Here is a 21,690-nt window from a genome sequence, read left to right on the forward strand (position 1 = left end):
GAAGTTTAGAAAAAGGCTTAAGCGTCTACCAGAATGCCGAGTTCCCGCAAGGAAGCCTCGATCCGGGCAAAATCTTCTGCATGTTCCGTGCGGATCCGATGTGTGTGAAAGCCCTCCGTCAGGGCGCTCAGCGGTTTGGCCGTGGAGGCGCCAAGCTGCTCGAGAAACAGATTGGCGTCATAGCGGGAACGGATATTGAGCGAGGCAGAGAGCAGACCGTAAATCGGATGGTCAATCGAAACATCGAGGACAACCCCGCCGTTGTCGACGATCCGATAAAACTCTTCCCGAATAGCTTCGCTGCCGTGCTGGCACAGGATGATGCCGGTGTAGCCGTCCGGCTCCTGCTTTTCTAAAAGATATCCGCGCGGCGTCGAGAGAATGTTATGCCCCTGCGCGCGCAAGAGTGCAATATCAGAGACAATAATCTGCCGGCTGACTTCCAATTTTTCCGCCATTTGAGATGCATTTAAAGATTCCATGCGGCCTTCAAGCATAGAAAGAATCGTTTTCCGCCGTTTTTCGGTGTTCATCTTTGCTTTCCCCCCTGTCAAACAAGACGAACGAATTTTAGGTTCTAATTCTTATCATAACAAAAAACAATCTTCTTTTCTACAGGAAGATTGGAAATTTTTCTATTGCAATTTTTTGGGAAACAAGGTATCATATGCAATGACAGGTGTCAAGACAATAAAAAGGAGGCTCTTTGCATGGAAAAGACAAAAACAGCAATTTTGGTTGTCGATATGCTCAACGATTTCGTGACCGGAGCGCTTAAATGCGACCGCGGACTGGCGATTGTGCCCAAAACAGCGGAATTGCTGAAATCTGCGCGGGAGAACGGCGTGCCGGTGATTTTCTGCAATGACGCACACTTAAAAGGAATTGACCACGAGCTGAAGCTTTGGGGAGATCACGCAATTGCCGGAACGGAAGGCGCACAGGTGATTCCGGAACTGGGTCTGTGCGAGAAAGATTATGTGGTTCCCAAACGCCGCTACAGCGGATTTTTCCGGACAGATCTCGAGCTGCTGTTAAAAGAATTGGGCGTAGAGACCGTTGTGATGACCGGCCTGCATACGCATATGTGTGTGCGGCATACGAGCGCGGATGCATATTGCCTGGGATTTGAAGTGGCAGTTGCAAGCGATGCAACGGATGCGTTTACCGAGGCGGATTATCAAAACGGGATGGAATATCTCAAGGCCGTCTACGGCGCAAAAGTCTACACAGTGGACGAATTAAAGGAGATCTTTTCTGCCTGAGGTGGACTGAAACATGAGGAGAGGGAAAACAAATGAAAAAGAACGGGATTCTGTACATGGTTATCTCGGCGCTATTGTGTGCTTTGGGAATTTTGATTCCCATAGTGATGCCGAAAATTGAAATTGGGCCGATGTCCTTTACGCTTGCGAGTCACGTGCCGATTTTTATCGCGATGTTTATTTCGTTGCCCGTGGCAATTGCAGTGTCTCTTGTTACAACGGTCGGCTTTTTCTTCGCCGGATTTCCTATGGTGGTCGTACTCCGGGCGCTGAGCCAGATTGTATTTGTTTTGGTTGGGACCCTGATGCTGAAGAAAAAGGGGACTTTGATTGCGTCTTGGAAGACCGGCGTTCCGTTTGGCCTGTTTCTCGCGGTGATTCATGCAGCCTTTGAAGTGATCGTGGTGGCAGGATTCTATTTTGGCGGTTCTTTAGGCGAACAATTCTATCAGAACGGGTTTATCATGTCGGTTCTACTGCTGGTCGGCGTGGGGACAATCGCACACAGCATGGTGGATTATGCGATTTCCGTTTTGATCTGGAAACCGTGTCAGCATGTGATCCGGATTCCGGTTTACGCCAAGGTATCGTGAATCCCCAAAAATGAAAAAAGAAAGCGCATCGGGTTTTCGCTGGAAAACGCGGTGCGTTTTTGTGATGCCGGAAAAAAGATGGGGAATAGTAAATGCGGGAGGTGAGCTGGTGCAGGGGGAAAACTATGAATTCGATGTCGACATCCGGAAAATCCCGGATCTGGACGGCGCATATGTGGAAATTCCGTTTGATGTAAAGGCTGCGTTTGGAAGACGGCACGTGAAAGTGCACGCGACATTTGACGGCGTTGCCTACGATGGACAAATTGTCCGATGGGGGATGCCCCGTCCGATTTTGCGGGTGCGCAAAGAGATTCGCAAGCAAATTCGGAAGCAGCCGGGCGATCTCGTTCATGTGACGATAACCGCGCGGCAGGATCCCAGAAAATGAAAAGATTCGCAGAAAAATACCAAAGAGCCGGGCAGCAAAACGAAGGTTGTTTTGCTGCCCGGCTCTCAAAATATAAGAGTTCTATTTTGAAAATTGGCTGTTGTATAATTTCGCATAGAATCCGTTTTGGGCAAGGAGAGCCGCATGATTGCCCTGTTCGACGATGTGTCCGTCGCGCATCACAAGAATGCTGTCGGCATTTTGTATGGTCGAGAGCCGGTGTGCAACCAGAAAGCTGGTTCTGCCTTCCATCATCCGCTGAAACGCCTGCTGGATTTTTAGCTCGGTTCGGGTGTCGATCGACGAAGTCGCTTCGTCGAGGATCAGCATCGGCGGAAGCGAAAGCATGACGCGCGCAATGCAGAGCAGCTGTTTTTGCCCTTGCGAGAGCGTTCCGCCATCCTCGGAAAGCGGCGTGTCATACCCCTGCGGCAGTTTCCGGATAAACCCGTCTGCGTAGGCTGCTTTGGCAGCGGCGATGATTTCTGCTTCAGAAGCATCGGGCTTTCCGTAAGCGATATTTTCCCGGACGGTTCCGCTGCTAAGCCAGGTTTCCTGCAGAACCATGCCGTAAGATCCCCGCAGACTGTCGCGGGTGATGGAATCAACCGGATATCCGCTGACAAGAATTTTTCCGGCAGTGACATCATAAAACCGCATCAGCAGGTTTATCATGGTCGTTTTTCCGCATCCGGTCGGCCCGACAATGGCAATGCGCTGCCCGCTTGCTACAGAAAGGTTGAAATCCTCAATCAGCGGGACTTCCGGCCGGTACGAAAAATAGACATGGCGAAGGTCGACGGTGCCGTCGGGAGAGGAGAGAACCGGTGCGTCCGGTGCGTCCGGCGTTTGTCTGGGCTCTTCAATCAGGTGGAAAACCCGTTCCGCAGAGGCCAGCGCATTTTGCAGCTCTGTAATTACACCGGAAATCTCATTAAACGGTTTGGTGTACTGGTTGGCATAGGTCAGAAAGCAGGAAAGCTGCCCGACAGAAATGCCGCCGCTGATTGCAAACAGCGCGCCGACAATTCCGACGCCGGTATAGACAAGACCGTTGACGAAGCGGGTACAGGGGTTGGTCAGAGAGGAGAAGAAAACGGCTTTGCGGCCGCAGATTTCCAGCCGTTCATTGATGGCGTCAAATTGCGTCTGGGCGTGGCTCTCGTATCCGAACGCCTTCACGACCTGCGCATTTCCGACAAGCTCTTCCACGAGGGCGGTCATTTCTCCGCGCGCCTGGGACTGCTTGTAAAACTGGTCATAGGTGTGTTTGGCGATGAAGGCGGCCACAAACAGGGAAAGCGGTGTGATCAGAGCGACGACAAGAGAGATGGGAAGGTTGATCGAGATCATAAAGCCGAGCGTTCCGGCGATCGTGATGACACCGGTGAAAAGCTGCGAAAACCCCATCAGAAGGCCGTCGGAAAACTGGTCGACGTCGGTTGTGATCCGGCTGATCGTTTCACCGTATTGTTTGGTGTCGAGATATCGCAGCGGAAGTTCCGATACGGTTTCAAATGCGCGCGTCCGTAAATCCTGTACAACGCGAAAGGTCACGTGGTTGTGGCAGAGATTCATCAGCCATTGTGAGAATGCGGTGCCTACGGTTACAAGAGCAAGCTTTCCTAAAATCGGCAGAAGCGCACGGAAGTCGACCTGCCCGGGTCCGATGAGCGCGTCGACACCGTTTCCGATCAAAAGCGGTGCGTAGAGCGTCAGCGCAACACTGCAGATTGCGAACAGGATCGAAAGAGACAGGATATGCCAGTATGGACGCAGCAGGTGCAGAATTTTTCGAAAGAGCGCAGGATTATGCTTCACCGCGGGCCACCTCCTCGTTTGAAAGCTGAGAAAGACAAATTTCCCGATATACATCGCAGCTTTGAAGCAGTTCACGGTGCGTTCCGGCGCCTGTAAGGCGTCCGTCATCCAGGACAAGAATCTGCTCCGCGTTCTGAAGGGATGCGGATCGTTGGGAGATCAGAAAAACGGTCGTTTTTTGGGTTTCCGCCCGAATGGCGCGCCGTAAGGCGGCGTCGGTTGCGAAATCCAAAGCAGAGGCGCTGTCGTCCAGAATGAGGATTTCCGGTTCTCCGACGAGCGCCCGGGCGATCGTCAGCCGTTGCCGCTGGCCGCCGGAGAAGTTTTTGCCCTCCTGCAGCACGGCGGTATCCAGCCCCTCCGGCTTTGCACGGACAAATTCTTCGGCCTGCGCAATTCGAAGGGCTTTCCAGATTTCTTCGTCCGTTGCATCCTGTTTGCGCCAACGCATATTTTCCCGGATGGTTCCGCGAAACAGGACAGCCCGCTGCGGCACAATCCCGATTTTTTGCCGGAGCGCGGAGAACGGATACGCGCGCACCGAAACCCCGTCAATTTGAACGGAACCCGCTGTTGCGTCATAAAACCGGCAAATCAGGTGAACAAGCGTCGATTTTCCGGCGCCGGTTCCGCCGATGACGCCGATGGTTTCCCCCGGTTTTGCGGTAAAGGAAATTTGGTGCAGGGCATCTTCCTCGGCGTTGCCATAGCGGAAAGAGACATTTGAGAAAGAGATGCGCGGCGCACCCGGAACGGCGTCGGGCGTGATGCCGCCGGGATCCTGTACAGAAGGCGTGTAAGCCAGAACAGAGCGAATCCGTGCGGCCGAGGCGGTAGCTTTTGCAAAGGCGACAATGAGATTCGCCAGCGTGATGAGGGAGAGCAGAATCTGCGTCATATAGTTGACCAGCGCAATGACTTCGCCCTGTGTTAAGGTGCCGGAAGAGACTTCTTTTCCGCCGTACCACAGAATGGCGACAATGGAAAGATTTACAAGGACGTAGGTTGCGGGGTTGAGCAGAGCGGAAATTTTTCCGGCAAGAAGCTGTGCTTTGCGTAAAAGAGCAGTTTCATCTGCGAAGCGTTTTTTTTCTGTTTCCTGCCGCGAAAAAGCCCGAATTACCCGGACGCCCGCCAAGTTTTCGCGCGTAATGCGTGCGATCCGGTCGAGGTGCTGCTGGACATGCCGGTAAACAGGAATGTTCAGGCGAATAATCAGATAAATGACACCGGAAATCAGCGGGATTGCCAACAGAAAAATCAGCGCAATCCGGGGGTGAATCAGAAAAGCGGCGATCAGCGCGCCGAGAACAATAAACGGAGAGCGCAGAAAGAGGCGAAGGACAAGATTGACGCCGGACTGTACCTGGTTGATGTCGCCGGTGATCCGGGTGATGAGCGCGGAGGTGCCGATTTTATCAAGTTCTGCAAAAGAAAGCCGGTTGACATGACGAAAAAAATCTTTCCGCAGCGCAGTCCCAAATCCGTAAGCGGCTTTTGCAGCAAAATATTGTGCGGTGGCAGAGCAAAGAAGCCCGACAAGTCCGAACAAAATAAGAAGCAATCCCATGCGCAGAATGTAAGCGGTGTCGCCGTTTTGAATTCCGATGTCGATGATCTTGGCCATAACAGCGGGAACAATCAGCTCGAAACAGGCCTCAAGCAGTTTAAACAGCGGCGCGACCATACTCTCTTTGCGATAGTTTTTGAGATAAATCAGCAAGTCTTTCACGATGGCGCTCCCTTCTATATCGCTTTCGGCGGTATTATAGCATTTGTATGACTGCTTTGCAATATACCGCGACGTTCAAAATGGGAAGGCAAAATCCTACCAAAAACAAAACCCTCTTTTAGCCGTATCAGAGAACGGCAAAAGAGGGCTGAAAGAATGTTTAAAGGGAACTAGTCACGAAATTCGAAAAAGCGCTGTACCGGAATTTCCAAAAGTTCAGAAATGGCAAACAGGAGGTCAAGAGATACGCCGGAAACCGCCAATTCAATTTTGCTGATGGTTGTGCGGTCAACATCCAGTTTTTCTGCCAGCAGTTCCTGTGTGTAGCCTTTGGATTTTCGATAATACGCAAGGTTTAATCCTAATTTTTTGTACATCTCATGATATCTTTTATCCATGTTAATCACCTCTTAGCCATTGTATCGTTGATTTTAATAAAATGAAATAGATTTTAACACATAAAATGATGCCTAAAAATCTTCTTTTTATGCACATCAATGCGTTTGGATTTGGAAAAGTTCAGTTTCTGTGCGTAAATAAACTGAAAACGGCGTTAAAGTCTTGTTAATTTTTTTTGCGCACATGCAAACATCCAAGCACGAATCAAGGTTTCCACTGCCGCAGAGAGTGTCTCTGTCGGCATTCCGGAATACCCAATTACCAGCGTCGGAGAAAGATCGTCGGGCGCAGATGAGCGGTAGTATTCGGAAATTCCGCGAATGCGGACGCCGCACGCAGATGCCGCAGAAACGAGCTCCTGTTCGTGGAGCCCAATCTGAACACGCAGAAGCAAATGGAGCCCCGCGTTGCTTTCTGCGATTTCAATATGGGAGGAAAGAGGACTTCCCTGAATGGCGGCAATCAGCAGATCCCGCTTTTTTCGATAGAGCTTGCACATGCGGTTTAAATGACGCTCAAACATTCCGTTGTGCAGAAATTCACAGAGAATCGCTTGCTCAAAGCTGGGGACGGTACATGCATATCGCAGATACCGGTTGCGATAAAGCGTCAGAAGCTCCGGCGGAAGAACCATGTAGCTGATGCGCAAAGAAGGCGCAAGGCTTTTGGTAAAAGTATTGAGATAAATGACCCGGCCGCTGCCCTCCAGAGAACGGCAGGCAGGGAGCGGGTTTCCGCAAAACCGAAATTCGCTGTCGTAGTCGGATTCGATAATATACCGGCCGGGTGCTTCTCCTGCCCACTTTAAAAGTGCGAGCCGACGGCTGACCGGCATGACAATTCCGGTTGGAAACTGGTGGGAAGGGGAGATATGCGCGACAGAAGCACCGCTCTTTCGGAGTTCGGAAAGCTGCATCCCATCGGCGTCAAGCGGAATCGGGACGGAAGAAACGTTATGATCCTCCAAAATTTGCCCGATTTTTCTGTATCCGGGATCCTCAAGCGCAAAAATGCTGGTTCTGCCCAGAAGGGGGATGAGAATGGCAAATAGAGCTTCTGATCCTGCACCGAGGACGATCTGTTCCGGCGATGTGCGAATCCCCCGGAAGCGATACAGATACCGCACAATTTCTTCCCGCAGCGCCGGGAGCCCCTGCGGATGCGAGGCGTTCAGAATGCCAGCATGTTCACGCAAAACCTGTCGGGCAATATGGGCCCAGGTTGCAAATGGGAAGGCATCGGGATCTACTGCATTGGTCGCGAAATCATACTGGCAACAGGGAAAATCGGTGGGTCGATCCGAAAAGGTAGAGAGCGGCTCTTCCTGAACGGCAGGAACGGGCTCAATCGCTTCCGCATAATAACCACTTTTGGGAATGGCATACACATAGCCTTCTGCAACAAGCTGCGTATAGGTGTTTTGTACGGTTAGCTGGCTGATTCCAAGATGTTGGGCCAGCTTTCGTTTGGAAGGAAGTTTTTCCCCGGCCTTGAATTCACCGCTTTCGATGCGGGTTCGGATTTCTCGGTAAAGCTGTTCATAAAGCGGGACAGAAGAGGATTTGTCCAAAATCGCCGTAATCACGGCAAAGATTCCTCCTTTTTATAAACTGGTATTATTAATATAACATGTTTTGAGTATTTACACAAGACCAGTTTGCGAAGATAATGAAATAAATTCGGGAGGCCTCCGAAAGAATGGAAACGAAAGGGGATTGTATCCATGCAAAACGATCGCTACACACTCAATAAAGAATTGGCTCAGATGCTCAAAGGCGGCGTCATTATGGACGTAACCACGCCGGAACAGGCAAAGATCGCAGAGGAGGCCGGCGCGTGCGCGGTGATGGCGCTCGAGAGGATCCCTGCAGATATCCGCGCAGCGGGCGGTGTTTCCCGAATGAGCGACCCACAGATGATTGCCGGAATTCAAGCGGCGGTTTCGATCCCGGTTATGGCGAAGGTACGGATTGGACATTTCGTCGAAGCACAGATTCTCGAAGCCATTGAGATTGACTATATTGATGAGAGCGAAGTGCTCTCTCCGGCAGATGACCGGCTGCATATTGATAAGACAAAGTTTCGGGTACCATTTGTTTGCGGCGCAAAAGATCTCGGCGAAGCGCTTCGCCGGATCCAGGAAGGCGCATCCATGATTCGGACGAAGGGCGAGCCGGGTACCGGGGATATCATTCAGGCTGTCCGACATCTGCGGAAAATGAACAATGAAATCCGCCGGCTGGTTTCGCTGTCGGAGGATGAGCTGTATCACACTGCGAAGGAATTGGAGGTTCCGTATGAACTCGTGCAGCAGGTGCACGAAACCGGACGGCTTCCGGTGGTGAATTTTGCTGCGGGCGGCATTGCGACCCCTGCGGACGCTGCTTTGATGATGCAGTTGGGCGCAGAAGGCGTTTTTGTCGGATCCGGAATTTTCAAGTCCGGAAATCCGCAAAAACGTGCGGCGGCAATTGTTCAGGCAGTGACCAACTATACGGATGCCAAACGGCTTGCGGAGCTTTCTGCGGGTCTTGGGGAAGCTATGGTCGGTATCAATGAACAGGAAATCAGCCTGCTCATGGCAGAGAGAGGCGTTTAACATGCGAATTGGAATCCTTGCGCTGCAGGGGGCATTTGCAGAGCATGGCGCGATGCTGGATCGTCTGCAGGTGCCGCATTTCGAGATCCGGCAGGTAAACGATTTTTTGCAGGCGCCGCCGGATGGGCTGATCCTCCCCGGCGGGGAAAGCACAACTATGGGAAAGCTGCTCCGGGAACTTTCGTTGCTCGAGCCGATTCGGCAGGCGATTTTGGCGGGAATGCCGGTGTTTGGAACTTGTGCGGGGCTGCTTCTATTGGCCAAAAAGCTGGAAAACGATGACCGACGTCACCTGGCGACGATGGATCTGTGCGCACAGCGCAATGCCTACGGCAGACAGCTGGGCAGCTATGAGACAGAAGGCGCTTTTGCAGATTGCGGTACCGTGCCGATGGTATTTATCCGTGCGCCGCATATCGTCGGTGCGCTTTCAGAGGAAGTCGAGACGCTCGCGCAGGTAAACGGCCGAATTGTTGCGGCACGGCAAAAAAATCAACTGGCAGTTTGTTTTCATCCGGAATTGACAAGAGATCCTTCTATCCATCGCTATTTTCTGCAAATGGTACAGTCTCGGTGACGCTGAGATAGAGAAATCGATCCAAAGCGAAAAGGAACTTCAGCATGTGCTCCGAAAACAGAATAAAAAAGGGCCCGCTCTTTCTGAACTGCTTTAGAGAGAGCGGGCCTTTTCAGGCAATGGATGCCTTATGAGCGGTTTGTGGGATTAAAAAGCACCATTCATCAGCACAAACAATGTGGTCATAATGAAAATGGAGAGCGCAATGGAGAGCGAGTTGAAGGTTCCCGCACAAGCGACATCCCCATCAATATGTTTGGTAAAGACAGGACAAAGTACAGAAACAGGTGCAAAGACGATAATTGCCAGTGTCTGCCGGACGGAGAACGAAAACGGAAGTAAATAGAAAAATGCGACGGATAAGGCGGCAGAAATTGCAAGCCGAATGCCGGTGAGTTTTAAAATGGAAAAAAGCTGCGACTTTTCAAAATGCAAGTCAATGCTGATTCCAATTGCCAGCATGGCAAGAAATCCGTTTGCAGGACTGATGAGCCCTGCAAAAGTCAAAATGGGAGCAGGCAGCTGAAGATGGAACGCGGTGAGAGTCAGCATGATAAGATAGGTCCAGATGGGAACCGAGCGCAGAAGAGCCTTCATAGAGGAAAGAAAGCCGCCCCGCTTTTCGTGGTTCAACATACCGGAGACAATGGCGTAGGTCCCTCCGGTGCAGAGCAGCGCATTTCCAACATCAAACAGACAGGTGCAGACCACGCCTTCAGCACCGAGAAAATTTTGCGCATAGGGCATGGTAAAGGTGCCGATATTATACCCGGAAAGGTTAATCATGTTAAAGGCTTTTTCCTGCATTCGGCGTTTTGGCGCGCTGAGATAGCCGACGCCGGCTGTAATGAGGTTGCAGAGAACTCCGATTCCGATAATCGCCAGCAGAGAGGCCTTCAGTTCCATCGGACTAAAATTCACAATTACGGCGCAAGGCAGTGTAATGTTCATCACAATGCGGGAAATCAGGCCAAAATGTTCCGCAGAAAAGAAATGAATGCGCCGCAGAATATAGCCCAAAACAATGATTGCAACAAATGACAACGCCCGGGTGAGAATATCAGCCAAAAAATCAACTCCGATCGGATTGGTTCCCAACGGTGGAAATTGTAGGATGCTAGCCCGCATATGAAACTTTGAAAAGGCGCAAAGCGGCGCAGGCATGCGCAGCATGGCGATTCGAGGTTATTATAACACACCCCATAAAAAAAGAAAACATGGATTTTTATGCGTAATTTTTTTAGAAGCGGCAAAAAATAAAATCATGGTTAAATGAAAAAAGGGGGATGTCATGAAACGGATGCGGTTATTTTTGGCTGGCGGAATCTTGTGGCTCTGCTTGCAGGGTGCCGTGTTTGCGGAATCGGTAGAGATTCAAATTGCCGATGTTCCGCCGGAAGCAGAGGCGGTCCAGCTGCTCTTTTCCGAAGAGGAGGCAGCCGCCTGCGTGCATCAGGGCGCGTATTGGAATGCGCAGTCTGTACCGGATGAAACGGAAATCAGCGGCCTTTCCATACACTGGGGAGAAGGATATGTTACCAAAATTCCACGATCTGTTTTGGTATTTGGTGCAGAGGAACAGGAACCGGTGCAGCGGCTGTTTGTGCCCAAAACATTGCAATTGGTGACTTGTACGGTTCATCACCGGTATTTTTTACAGACAGAAAATGAAAAACTCCCAGAGGGAGAGGTCTTGGAAACGCTGGGCACGTATGTTGGCGCTTCGGCTTCCGACGTTGTTGTGCGGCGGCGGGAGTATGCGGATAATGTGTATACAGGCGGCGAATTGCGTGCGGATGAGGAGATCGAAACGGCAACTGTCATTACGCTGGACTATGTTCGAACGCTGAACGCCCTTACGCCGGTAACGCCGGCGCCTTCTGCGTCGGAGCCGACGCCGGAACCCTTGCCGGAAGAAGCACCGCCGGAACCGGCGCCGGCCAGTGCGCCGCCTTCCATTTCGGCCGAAGAACCGCAAGGGAGCGTTTCTTTCAATTCGGCGCAGTCGGATGTGCAATCGGAGCCTCCGTACCGAACGCCGCGTCCGGCGCCTGCTACAGAATCGGGGGAAGAATCGGATCCCGGGACCGGGGACACGCAGGTTCTGACAGGCTACTGGGTTGCAGCGGCTTTTGCGGCGGTGCTGCTTGCGGGGCTGTGGATGCTTCGCCAGAGAAAGAAAAGGTTCGCTGGGGAAAACACAGAAAATCCAGCGCAAAAAACAGATGACGCAGAGAACAAAGAAAATTAGGAGCACGGATCGCAAATACACGTAAAAAAACGCCCCTCTGAAAGCAGAAGGGCGCAAGACGTTAGCGATCAGGATAAATGCGGTGTCTGGCGGTGACAGGCGACGCTGTCGAAGCGCGAAGACGGAGACTGCCCGGTACCAAAATGTTTCGGGAATCCAGCTGCTGATGTTCTTTGGATTTGATTCGGTCCACAAGTGTGCTGGTTGCAATATACGCCATGGAGTCTACGTCGCAGTGGACAGAAGTGACCGGCGGCGTCATGATTTCTGTAAGCGGAATGTCATCGTATCCGGCGACGGAAATATCGCGTCCGACCTGCAGGCCGCGTTTATGGCATTCCGTGTAGATGCCAAGCGCATAGTAGTCGTTGACCGCCATAATGGCAGTCGGCGGATTGGGCAGATCCAGCAGACGGGAAGCAAGCACATTGGCCGGTGCGTGATTGCCGTCGCGAAGGTTCTGGATCGGCCGCATGGTGACATCCGTCCCCTGCAGATACTCCTCACGGATGGGCAGGTGGTGCTTCATCATAGCGTCCTGAAATCCACGCAGACGTTCCAGCGTCGGCGGGGAAGTATGATTAAATCCCATGTAGGCAATGTCGCGGTGCCCGAGCGAAATCAGGTGCTCGGTAAGCTCAAATGTGGTTTGCCAGTCTGCACAGTTGATGCAGTCGACCTTCTCCATAATGGTGTTGATGCAGACGATGGAGAGTTTTTCCCGGATCATTTCCAGATAGTCGCGGTCGTCCAGCTTCGTTGCAATCATGAACAGCCCGCGGACACGGTACTGCAGCAGCCGGTCAATAAATTTTTTGGTTTTTTCCGCGCTGTACAGATTGTTGCACAGCATGACGGAGTAATTTTCAAGATTCAAATACTTTTCAATATAGGAAACAAGGTAGGAGAGAAAGGGGTTGGTGATTTCCGGTACAATGACTCCAACGACCGGCGCCTGATGTTCCGACGCGGTCTGCGCGTTGATGTTCGGAATAAACTGCGTCTCAGTGATGGCTTCTAAAACCTTTTGCCGAGTGGGTTCCGAAATATAGCCCTTGTTGTGGATTACCCGCGAAACCGTTCCGATCGACACGCCGGCAAGCGCCGCGACGTCTTTGATTGTGGTGTTTCCGGGGCCTCTGTTATACATGCGGATCCCTCGTTTCCTGATGACATTTCAAAACGTAAAAACGACATAAAAACTTTTTTATGTTTTCACAACAACTATATCATGCAGCAAGAGGATGTGTCAAGCGTCATTTTTAGGGAAATGACGGATTTTCCGGATTTTTTGCGCTGTCAGAAAAAACAGAAGCGGTATGAAAAAGCCGCCCCTGACAGATGTCTTTTTTCAGAAGATTTTGCTGGATTGCGTTTAGCACAACTTTTTTCTGTGCGCTCCAGAGCGGTGCAATCAGAAGGCGTTTCGGCCCGTCTCCGGTCAGTCGGTGCAGAACCATTTTAGGCGGAAGCAGTTCGATCAGATCCGTGACGAAATCGGCGTATTCCTCCAGCTCCATGACCGGAACCCGGCCTGCCAGGTACTCTGCTTCCAGATCTGTTCCGCGCAGAACATGCAGAAGCTGCAATTTGATTCCACCGGCACCGCTTTTTGCGACATAGCGAACGGTTCCTTCCTGATCGGCATGCGATTCGCCGGGAAGACCCAAAATCACATGAACAACGGTATGCAGGCCCTGCAAAAGACGCATGGCTTCTTCAAAATCAGAGAGCGGATATCCGCGGCGGATATAGGCGGCGGTGCGCGGATGGATTGTTTGCAGACCGAGTTCGACCCAAACGGGCTTTTCAGTGTTCAGACGATGCAGTAAAGCGGCGTTTTCGGGCGTAATGCAGTCCGGCCGGGTCGCAATAGAGAGCGCCGCAATATTCGGATGGCTGATTGCAGCGGAAAAAAGCGAAGCGAGCCGTTCTACCGGCGCATAGGTATTGGTATAGTTTTGAAAGTAGGCGATAAAACGGGTGGCTTTGGTTTTCGCAGAAACGCGCCGTTTTGCACGTTCGATTTGTTCCCAGATCGTTTCACGGAGGCTGAGATCCGGCTGTTCCGGGAAAGGCTCTGCAAAATCCCCGGAGCCGCCCGCGCTGCAAAAAATACATCCGCGTGTCCCGCATCGGCCGTCGCGGTTCGGGCAGGTCATCCCGCCGTCCAGCGCAAGCTTATAAATCGGTTCTCCGAAGGTTTCCTGCAAATATGTGCGAAGCGGATAGGTGTACATGCCGGACTCTCCTTTGGACTTCTAAAATGATAGTTCTATTATATCGCAAAATATCGCGAACGGATACGACTGGAAAAGCCAATTTTGGAATCGGGCAGATGATCCGGAAAAGACTGGAAACCTTCACAATTTGTTTCTTGATTTTTTGGGCTTTCTGCGCTACAATTATTTTTTCCAAGGCGCGGATGCCATCTGAAAAATGTGGCCTCTGTTCCGGATTTATACGTTTATTTTATATGAATTCAGTCATAGAAACGAGGGATCTGAATGATCAAACAACTCCTTTCCTGTGTGGGGGAATACCGTAAGCCGGCAATTTTGACCCCGCTGTTTGTTGTGGGAGAGGTTGCGATGGAACTTCTGATGCCGCTGGTAATGGCGTCGATTATCGATACCGGTATCCAGGGAGACGGCGGGATCCGGTATACGATCCTGATGGGCCTTCTGATGGCGGTAATGGCGGCAGCTTCCCTGTGCTTCGGCGCGCTTGCCGGAAAATTTTGTGCGGTTGCAAGTACGGGCTTTGCCAAAAATGTGCGGAACCGGCTGTTCGACCGGGTTCAGGATTTTTCATTTTCCAATGTGGACCGGTATTCGACTGCATCGCTGGTGACGCGCCTGACGACAGATGTCACGAACACGCAGAATGCCTTTATGATGTCGCTGCGTCTGGCGGTGCGCGCACCGGTAATGTTTATCGGTGCACTTTTTATGGCGATTCTGATCAGTCCGGATTTGTCCAGTATTTTCCTCTTCGTTTTGCCGGTGCTGGTAATTGCGGTTGCGCTGCTGGGATCTGTCGCGTTTCCGCGGTTCCGGGAAATGCTGCGGCAGTATGACGCCATGAATGCTTCTGTACAGGAGAACTTAATCGGAATCCGGGTCGTCAAAGCATTTGTCCGTGAACGGCATGAAACCGAAAAATTCCGCGAGAGAGCGGATGCCGTACGGCGCGCGCAGATTGCGGCGGAAAAAATCATGGTGCTTGGCATGCCGATTATGCAGCTATGTATGTACGGATGTATTGTTGCCGTGCTTTGGCTCGGCGGAAAAGACGTCATCGGCGGAGAATTGGAGCTGGGGCAGCTATCGAGCTTTTTACAGTACATTATGCAAATCTTGATGTCTCTGATGATGGTTTGCATGATCTTTATCATGCTTGTTCTTTCCCGTGCATCGGTTTCCCGAATTGCAGAAATTTTCTCTGAAACACCGGATATCCGCGATGATGCGGCGGATGCGGCGTGCACGCTGGCGGACGGCTCGGTTTCTTTTGAAGATGTATCGTTCCGCTATGACACCGGTGCAGGCGGAGAGGACGTCCTTTCGCATATCTCTCTGCAGATTGCCTCCGGCCAGACCGTCGGAATCATCGGCGGGACCGGTTCTGCCAAAACAACGCTGGTTCAGCTGATTCCGCGGCTTTATGAAGTGACTTCCGGTACGCTGAAGGTTGGCGGAAGGCCGGTTGCCGAATATCCGCTGCAGACGCTCCGCAATGCAGTTGCAATGGTTTTGCAGAAAAATGTTTTGTTCTCCGGAACCATTCGGGAAAATCTCAGATGGGGCAACGAACATGCGACAGACGCCGAACTCGAAGAGGCCTGCCGCGCAGCGCAGGCGCATGAATTTATCAGTTCCTTTCCGGACGGTTATGATACGGAGCTGGGACAGGGCGGCGTCAATGTTTCCGGCGGACAGAAACAACGCCTCTGTATTGCCAGAGCGCTTCTGAAAAAACCGAAAATTCTGATTTTAGACGACTCGACCAGCGCGGTAGACACTGCAACGGACAGTAAAATTCGTACGGCATTTCGCGACGATCTCCACGGAACGACTGTAATCATGATTGCGCAGCGGATTACATCCGTCATGGACGCCGACCAGATTGTCGTGCTGGACGACGGGAAAATCAGTGCCTGCGGAACCCACGAAACGCTGATGCAGACAAGTGAAATCTATCGTGAAGTGTATGAATCGCAGCAAAGGGGGGAGGCATAACATGGCGCACGGAAGAGGCCCGGGCAAAGGCGCCCCGATGGAGCGGCCCAAGCATCCTGGTAAAACGATCGCACGGATCTTTGGGTATATGGGCGAATATAAAGTTGTGCTGATCTTTGTTGTGCTTGCGATTTTTGCCAGTGTGTTCGGAATGCTGGCCGGCACGGCGATGCTGCAAAGCATCATTGACGATTATATCACGCCGCTTCTGCAGGAATATTCTGCGCAGCGAATGGCAGGATTTGTGCGAACACTGATTACGATGGGCGTGATTTTCCTGTTTGCCGCAGCTTGCACCTATTTTTATAACCGTGTGATGCTGATGGTTTCGACAAGAGCGCTTTACCGGATCCGCACGGAACTGTTTGAGAAAATGGAACGCCTGCCGATTCGCTATTTCGACCGGCACACGCACGGAGAGCTGATGAGCCGGTATACGAACGATACCGACACCATTCGGGAGATGCTTTCCAACAGTGTGACGAACTTTATTTCTTCCGGCATCACGATCATCGGCGTTTTTGCGCTGATGGTGTATTATAGCTGGCAGCTGACGCTTCTGGTCTTGCTGATGCTGGTTGTCATGCTTTCTGTGATCAAAAAAATCGGCGGAAAAAGCGGCGCGTATTTTATGCGTCAGCAGGCAGAACTCGGGAAGGTCAACGGATATATTGAGGAAATGATCGAAGGACAGAAGGTGGTAAAGGTCTTCTGTCATGAGGACGCTGCAAAAGCGGAATTCCACAAGCGGAACGAGGCGCTTTGCGAGGCGGCGTGCAACGCCAATACGTTTGCGAATATTCTGATGCCGATCATGATGAATCTTTCGAATATTCATTACGCGGTAACAGCGGTGGTGGGCGGCGTGCTGGCGATTGTCAATGTGCTGACAGTTGGAACTGTAGTGGCCTTTTTACAGCTGACCCGAAGCTTTGCCCAGCCGGTCACACAGATTTCCCAGCAGTTTAATACGGTTTTGACCGCACTTGCCGGTGCGGAGCGAATCTTTAACCTGATTGACGAGCAGCCGGAAACAGACGACGGCTATGTGACCCTTGTCCGCGGAATCAGCCACGCAGACGGTACGTTTACAGAGCAGCCGCGTGGCGGCGACTGGTTTTGGCGGCATCCGCACAAGGCGGACGGAAGTGTGACCTATCAGAAGGTCGAGGGCGCAGTAGAGTTTGATGACGTATATTTTGGGTACGAAGAAAATAAGACCGTACTCAATGGGATTTCCCTCTACGCCAATCCGGGTCAAAAAATTGCGTTTGTCGGTTCGACCGGCGCCGGAAAAACCACCATTACCAACTTGATCAACCGATTCTATGACGTCCCGGATGGGAAAATCCGGTATGATGGGATCAATATCAACAAAATCCGGAAAGACGATCTGCGCCGGTCGCTCTCCATGGTCTTGCAGGATACCCATCTGTTCACAGGAACGGTTCTGGAGAATATTCGCTACGGACGCTTGGAGGCAACGGACGAAGAGGTAAAGCGGGCGGCTGTGCTTGCCAATGCAGATGCATTTATTCGCCATTTGCCGCATGGATATGAGACCATGCTCACCGCAGACGGCGCCAACCTCTCCCAGGGGCAGCGGCAGCTTTTGGCGATTGCACGTGCGGCGGTTGCGGATCCGCCGGTGCTGATTTTGGACGAAGCAACCTCTTCGATTGATACGCGCACAGAACGACTGATTGAAAAAGGAATGGACAGCCTGATGGAAGGCCGGACGGTCTTCGTTATTGCGCACCGGCTCTCCACGGTCCGGAATGCGGATGCGATTTTGGTGCTCGAGAACGGACAGATCATTGAGCGCGGCAATCACGAGGAATTGATTGCCCAGAAAGGAAAATACTATCAGCTTTACACGGGTATGTTCGAATTGTCCTGAGCAAACGTCCGGTTTTCCATGCGGAGGCCGGACGTTTTTTGAAAAACAGTGGCGTCAAAGTTGATAAAAAGGCGCCTATGCGATATAATACCTTTATAAAATGGTGATGGTATAAACAATACAGAGACCGGAAAACGCGCCGCAAGGCAGAGCGGATCGGCTCTGGATGTCTTGACGAAAACAGGAGTGTTTTTATGCATAGTTTAAAAAAGCAGATGATTTCAGTGGGTCTGGCTTTGATTTTGTTATTTTCCTTCTCGGCCTGTGCGGCTTCCGGCGGAGGGCCCGGAGAGTCAAGTGAGGCTTCTTCGCAGGCAGAATCCGGGGAGTCTACGGCGTCTACCGGAGAGGAAAATTCAGATCAGCCGGAGCAGCCGCAGGAACCGGTCGTTTCTTACGCGGTTTCTACATTTCCAGATTCTCTGGATTCAGCGGTTACGCTCAGTCTGTTTGATGCGGAAATTTTGTACCATACGTCAGAAGGGCTGGTGCGCCTGTATCAGAATACCGTACAGCCTGGAATTGCACAGCGTTGGGAAGTGGACGGCGCACAGTATACGTTCCATCTCCGGGATGCTGTCTGGGAGGACGGGCAGCCGGTAACCGCGGACGATTTTGTGTATGCGTTCCGGCGGGCGTTGGATCCGCAGGTGAATCCTTCCCTGATCGGCGGGCTGCTTTCCATTAAAAATGCACTTGCATACCGTTCCGGAAATGCGGATGCCTCTGCGCTTGGAATGGAAGCGCCGGATGATCAGACCCTTGTTTTGACGCTAGAATCGGAATCGCCGTATTTTTTGAATATGCTGGCGTCAGACTCTCATGCATATCCGGTGCGGCAAGACGCAGTAGAAACCTATGGCTCGGATTATGCAAAGAGCGCAGCAGCGTATCTTTCCTGCGGGCCGTTCCGGCTGCAGTCCTGGGACGAGGAGACCATCACGATGGTACGCAATGATACGTACTGGGATGCGGATAAAATTCATCTGGAAAAACTGGTTTGCAAACTTGTCCCGGATGGTGCGACCCGTGCGCTCATGTATGAGTCCGGGGAACTGAATGCATATATCGAGTTTCTGAAAAGCAACAGCACGTATTATACAGATGCAAAATCTGCCTGCGGGAACACGCTGATTTCGCTGCAGGTCAATATGGAAACGGAAGCGCTTGCGAATGATGACTTCCGCAAGGCGCTGAGCCAGGCGATTGACCGTCAGACTTTGGTCAGCGGCGCTGCAACCGGCGGTTCAGAGGCGACCAATCGGTTCGTTTCCTCGATTGTTTCCGGAAGCAGCGGAGCCTATACTGCGGCGTATCCCATGCAGGGCACTGCATTGTCCGGTGATCTAACCGCGGCAAAAGCAAGCCTACAAACGGCACTGCAGGCGCTTGCGCTGGACAAAGCTCCCACACTTCGTTTTGTCTGCCATGATACTGCAGCAGCCGTTCCGGTTGCGGAAGCACTTGTGGATTATTGGAAACAGCTTGGTCTAACCGATGTGCAGCTTGAATGCCTTCCGGCCGAAGAAGCGATCACACGTTGCCGGGAAAAGGACTATGATCTCTATCTTCAGGTGAACAATGCAGCCTATTTGGATCCGTATGCACACCTTTCCCAGTGGACCTCCAACGCGGCATACAACTGGACAGGCTGGGCGGATGAGACGTATGACACAATGCTGGAGGAGACAAATCATCTGCAAAATGAAACGGAGCGATTCCAAAAACTCGGCGAATGTGAGCAATACCTGATTGATCACGGCCCGCAAATCCCGCTTTATTTCCGCGGGTATCTGTATGGTGCAAAAGAGAATGTAACGGGAATTTCCGCGTCCGGCGTAGGCGTTGGTCTGGAGATGCTTTATGCGGAGGTTTCGTAAAAGCAGGGAATATCGCGAAGGGCGGACTTTGCAGAGCGCAGAGTCCGCTTTTTTGAAATAGAAAGCACACTGAATTAATGCACAAAAATAAAATCTCACAATTACATAAAATACACATGACGCTGAAATTGTTGGTTTGCGAAAAAAAGGATTGCATTTCTGAAATCTGTGTTGTATAATAATAAAGCACTTTTGAAAGAGGTAAATATCGCGGAGTGGAGCAGTCCGGTAGCTCGTCGGGCTCATAACCCGAAGGTCGTAGGTTCAAATCCTGCCTCCGCAACCAAGATCACCCAAGACCGTATTCAGCGTACTGTGTATGCTGAATGCGGCCTTTTCTTTTTCTGTGCTGTTTATCACGTCGATGCGCGCAATTAACAGGCGTACAGCGTCCCGATCCGGTGCGGCTTTAACGGTGTCTAACCATGCTTTGATTTGCTCCACGGTGTAATCTTTGGGCGGTTCTGCGGCTTTCAGCACGTCAATTTGCGCCTTGATTTCCTGCATGTGGTTTCCGATATCTTCTAAAACGGCAGGAGGAAGCGCCCCGCTGGAAAGATTTTGCAGCAGGTTGTTGTATTCGTCCTGTTTCTCTTTGATCTTCCGGCGCAGAATGGTGTTGAAGTCTTTCAGGCGTTCGCCCTCTGCGCCCTTGTAAGCCCGCATTGCGTCTGCAATCTTCTTTTGATTTTTAGCAGAAAGAAGATCATGCAAATAGTCCATAGCGGCCTTGTCTATTTCTTCCATGTGTACAACTGGTGCGCCGCATTTCCGCCGTTCATCTTGACCGTTGACAGGCTCGGCTGGGTTTGCTATCTGCTCACGGCAATTCACTCTCATTGATAGGAATTGCTTCAAGTTCCGTATTCAAATTGTTCCAATAAGAGCCAATATCCGCACTTGTGAAATACTTAAAACCGCCTGCTTCTGACTTCAATTCGCCGTTTTTAACTCCATAGCAGGCGTAAATCAAATCGTAGCTTGTTCCATCTGAGAGGTTAAATCTAAAGCTGGTCACATCTGCTCCGGCAGTTTCCTCAGTTGTTTTGTCTTTTAAGGATAAGCCCTTGAACTTATCATACAGGGTCTTTATATCATTTTCAGCAACAACTACTTTCTTTTCTGCTGATGCAGGCACTCCGTCATAGTGGTACATTTCAACGCTTTCGACATCTTCAACCTCAAATGGGAAGTCGATTTTGACAGGCTCATAAGCAATGTTTATAGGTAACAGAAAGAGAGCTGTAAAAATTGCAATGATACAAAGAGCGATGGAAACGAGAACAGCAATCGTTATCTTTTTTCTGCCTCTCTGCTTTTCTTTTGCCTCATGGCGCATAATAACGCTTTCGCTTTCTTCGTGAAGAACATCTTCGTTCGTGTGAGAAAGCAATTTCTGATAAATTGCGTTACAGTCAGCACAGGCGTTCAAATGCTCTTTTACCATCTCTGCGCTTGCTTCGCTGCAAGCACCGTCAACATACAGCGGAAGAATATCTCGAACAATATCGCATTGTTTACTCATGCTTTTCATCCATCCTTTCTTGAATTTTTAGCTTTGCACGATGATAAGTAACTCTCGCCCATGATTCTGTTTTTCCAAAAATTGCAGCGATTTGTGAAAAAGATAGTTCCCCGAATACGCGAAGCTGAAAGACTTCTTTGTATGGTTCTTCCAAACGGTGAAGAACGAGGTGTATGCGGAACGCCATGTCAGAATCTGCAACTGCGTTCTCAACATTTTCATTTGATGGCAAGTCATTGATTTCACTCACATCAGCTACTCGCTGACGGCTTCGCATTTCATCATGGTAAAGATTTTTTGCTATGGAGCAGAGCCATGTCAATTCATCTGACTTACCTTTGAATTGTGATGTTGTAGAAACAGCCTTATAGAATGTGTTCTGCGTGATTTCCTCTGCTATCTCACGATTTTTGGCAAGAGAAATAGTATACGAGTATACCTGTAAATAGTAGGCTTTATAGAGCTTTTCATAGTCCATACTTGTCATCACCTCCTTCAGCTTCATAGGTTAGACGG

General features: G+C 51.0%; 20 protein-coding genes and 1 tRNA gene. 10 read left to right on the forward strand and 11 right to left on the reverse strand.

The annotated features are described in order from the left end of the window. Nucleotides 1–17 precede the first annotated feature (17 nt). Nucleotides 18–533, reverse strand: coding sequence for a transcription repressor NadR (locus IAG03_RS05995; RefSeq protein ID WP_249319046.1), 516 nt, complete (start codon nucleotides 531–533; stop codon nucleotides 18–20). A 177-nt stretch (nucleotides 534–710) separates the two neighbouring features. On the opposite strand from IAG03_RS05995, the gene IAG03_RS06000 reads away from it, so the two are divergent. From IAG03_RS06000 to IAG03_RS06010, 3 genes are all read left to right on the forward strand, one after another. After that, nucleotides 711–1,265, forward strand: a complete 555-nt coding sequence (locus tag IAG03_RS06000; protein ID WP_249319048.1) for a cysteine hydrolase family protein — start codon at nucleotides 711–713, stop codon at nucleotides 1,263–1,265. A 32-nt stretch (nucleotides 1,266–1,297) separates the two neighbouring features. Further along, the gene (locus IAG03_RS06005; RefSeq protein ID WP_249319051.1) at nucleotides 1,298–1,858 is read left to right on the forward strand and encodes a hypothetical protein; all 561 of its coding nucleotides are present in this window, start codon (nucleotides 1,298–1,300) and stop codon (nucleotides 1,856–1,858) included. Nucleotides 1,859–1,922: 64 nt separating this feature from the next. Then, entirely contained in the window at nucleotides 1,923–2,249 is a 327-nt protein-coding gene (locus IAG03_RS06010; RefSeq protein ID WP_249319053.1) for a DUF1905 domain-containing protein, read from the forward strand. A gap of 81 nt (nucleotides 2,250–2,330) precedes the next feature. Here IAG03_RS06010 and IAG03_RS06015 read toward each other — a convergent pair whose 3' ends face one another. From IAG03_RS06015 to pdxR, 4 genes are all read right to left on the reverse strand, one after another. After that, nucleotides 2,331–4,124, reverse strand: a complete 1,794-nt coding sequence (locus IAG03_RS06015) for an ABC transporter ATP-binding protein (protein ID WP_430472443.1) — start codon at nucleotides 4,122–4,124, stop codon at nucleotides 2,331–2,333. Next, on the reverse strand, nucleotides 4,060–5,802 hold the full coding sequence (locus IAG03_RS06020) for an ABC transporter transmembrane domain-containing protein (protein ID WP_249319057.1): 1,743 nt from the start codon (nucleotides 5,800–5,802) through the stop codon (nucleotides 4,060–4,062). Before IAG03_RS06020 ends, IAG03_RS06015 begins: the two co-directional genes overlap by 65 nt. A 170-nt stretch (nucleotides 5,803–5,972) precedes the next feature. Continuing rightward, nucleotides 5,973–6,200, reverse strand: coding sequence for a helix-turn-helix transcriptional regulator (locus IAG03_RS06025; RefSeq protein WP_249319059.1), 228 nt, complete (start codon nucleotides 6,198–6,200; stop codon nucleotides 5,973–5,975). Between the two features lie 155 nt (nucleotides 6,201–6,355). Continuing rightward, the gene (pdxR, locus tag IAG03_RS06030) at nucleotides 6,356–7,786 is read right to left on the reverse strand and encodes a MocR-like pyridoxine biosynthesis transcription factor PdxR (protein ID WP_249319061.1); all 1,431 of its coding nucleotides are present in this window, start codon (nucleotides 7,784–7,786) and stop codon (nucleotides 6,356–6,358) included. 138 nt (nucleotides 7,787–7,924) lie between these two features. On the opposite strand from pdxR, the gene pdxS reads away from it, so the two are divergent. Next, entirely contained in the window at nucleotides 7,925–8,800 is an 876-nt protein-coding gene (gene pdxS / locus IAG03_RS06035; protein ID WP_249319063.1) for a pyridoxal 5'-phosphate synthase lyase subunit PdxS, read from the forward strand. A 1-nt stretch (nucleotide 8,801) separates the two neighbouring features. Then, complete coding sequence (pdxT, locus tag IAG03_RS06040; RefSeq protein WP_249319065.1) at nucleotides 8,802–9,377, forward strand: pyridoxal 5'-phosphate synthase glutaminase subunit PdxT; 576 nt, start codon at nucleotides 8,802–8,804, stop codon at nucleotides 9,375–9,377. Between the two features lie 147 nt (nucleotides 9,378–9,524). On the opposite strand, the gene IAG03_RS06045 is transcribed toward pdxT, so the two are convergent. Further along, on the reverse strand, nucleotides 9,525–10,445 hold the full coding sequence (locus IAG03_RS06045; RefSeq protein WP_249319067.1) for an AEC family transporter: 921 nt from the start codon (nucleotides 10,443–10,445) through the stop codon (nucleotides 9,525–9,527). 223 nt (nucleotides 10,446–10,668) lie between these two features. Between IAG03_RS06045 and IAG03_RS06050 the strand changes: the two genes are divergently transcribed. Further along, nucleotides 10,669–11,628: a hypothetical protein gene (locus IAG03_RS06050; RefSeq protein WP_249319069.1), complete on the forward strand. Its 960-nt coding sequence runs from the start codon at nucleotides 10,669–10,671 to the stop codon at nucleotides 11,626–11,628. A 61-nt stretch (nucleotides 11,629–11,689) separates the two neighbouring features. On the opposite strand, the gene IAG03_RS06055 is transcribed toward IAG03_RS06050, so the two are convergent. Next, nucleotides 11,690–12,778: a LacI family DNA-binding transcriptional regulator gene (locus IAG03_RS06055; RefSeq protein WP_249319071.1), complete on the reverse strand. Its 1,089-nt coding sequence runs from the start codon at nucleotides 12,776–12,778 to the stop codon at nucleotides 11,690–11,692. Nucleotides 12,779–12,890: 112 nt separating this feature from the next. After that, entirely contained in the window at nucleotides 12,891–13,868 is a 978-nt protein-coding gene (mnmL, locus tag IAG03_RS06060; protein ID WP_249319072.1) for a tRNA modification radical SAM protein MnmL/YtqA, read from the reverse strand. 267 nt (nucleotides 13,869–14,135) lie between these two features. Here mnmL and IAG03_RS06065 point away from each other — a divergent pair, with 267 nt between their 5' ends. The 4 genes from IAG03_RS06065 to IAG03_RS06080 all read left to right on the forward strand — a co-directional run bounded on the left by IAG03_RS06065 (nucleotide 14,136) and on the right by IAG03_RS06080 (nucleotide 19,935). Beyond that, on the forward strand, nucleotides 14,136–15,869 hold the full coding sequence (locus tag IAG03_RS06065) for an ABC transporter ATP-binding protein (protein ID WP_249319074.1): 1,734 nt from the start codon (nucleotides 14,136–14,138) through the stop codon (nucleotides 15,867–15,869). A gap of 1 nt (nucleotide 15,870) precedes the next feature. Then, the gene (locus tag IAG03_RS06070) at nucleotides 15,871–17,769 is read left to right on the forward strand and encodes an ABC transporter ATP-binding protein (protein WP_249319076.1); all 1,899 of its coding nucleotides are present in this window, start codon (nucleotides 15,871–15,873) and stop codon (nucleotides 17,767–17,769) included. Between the two features lie 194 nt (nucleotides 17,770–17,963). After that, complete coding sequence (locus IAG03_RS06075; RefSeq protein ID WP_249319078.1) at nucleotides 17,964–19,649, forward strand: peptide ABC transporter substrate-binding protein; 1,686 nt, start codon at nucleotides 17,964–17,966, stop codon at nucleotides 19,647–19,649. Between the two features lie 209 nt (nucleotides 19,650–19,858). Next, a tRNA-Met gene (locus IAG03_RS06080) sits at nucleotides 19,859–19,935 on the forward strand. Here IAG03_RS06080 and IAG03_RS06085 read toward each other — a convergent pair. From IAG03_RS06085 to IAG03_RS06095, 3 genes are read right to left on the reverse strand one after another with little or no spacing between them, the layout of a single operon-like run. After that, nucleotides 19,914–20,489 carry a hypothetical protein gene (locus IAG03_RS06085; RefSeq protein ID WP_249319080.1) on the reverse strand — a complete coding sequence of 192 codons (576 nt, stop codon included), beginning with the start codon at nucleotides 20,487–20,489 and terminating at the stop codon, nucleotides 19,914–19,916. The two genes, IAG03_RS06080 and IAG03_RS06085, sit on opposite strands and share 22 nt — an antisense overlap. Beyond that, complete coding sequence (locus IAG03_RS06090; protein ID WP_005932502.1) at nucleotides 20,470–21,174, reverse strand: zf-HC2 domain-containing protein; 705 nt, start codon at nucleotides 21,172–21,174, stop codon at nucleotides 20,470–20,472. The genes IAG03_RS06085 and IAG03_RS06090 overlap by 20 nt, the downstream gene beginning before the upstream one ends. Beyond that, nucleotides 21,167–21,679: an RNA polymerase sigma factor gene (locus IAG03_RS06095; protein ID WP_249319082.1), complete on the reverse strand. Its 513-nt coding sequence runs from the start codon at nucleotides 21,677–21,679 to the stop codon at nucleotides 21,167–21,169. The genes IAG03_RS06090 and IAG03_RS06095 overlap by 8 nt, the downstream gene beginning before the upstream one ends. Nucleotides 21,680–21,690: the final 11 nt, after the last annotated feature.

The organism is Yeguia hominis, assembly GCF_014384705.1.
Classification (GTDB): domain Bacteria; phylum Bacillota; class Clostridia; order Oscillospirales; family Acutalibacteraceae; genus Yeguia; species Yeguia hominis.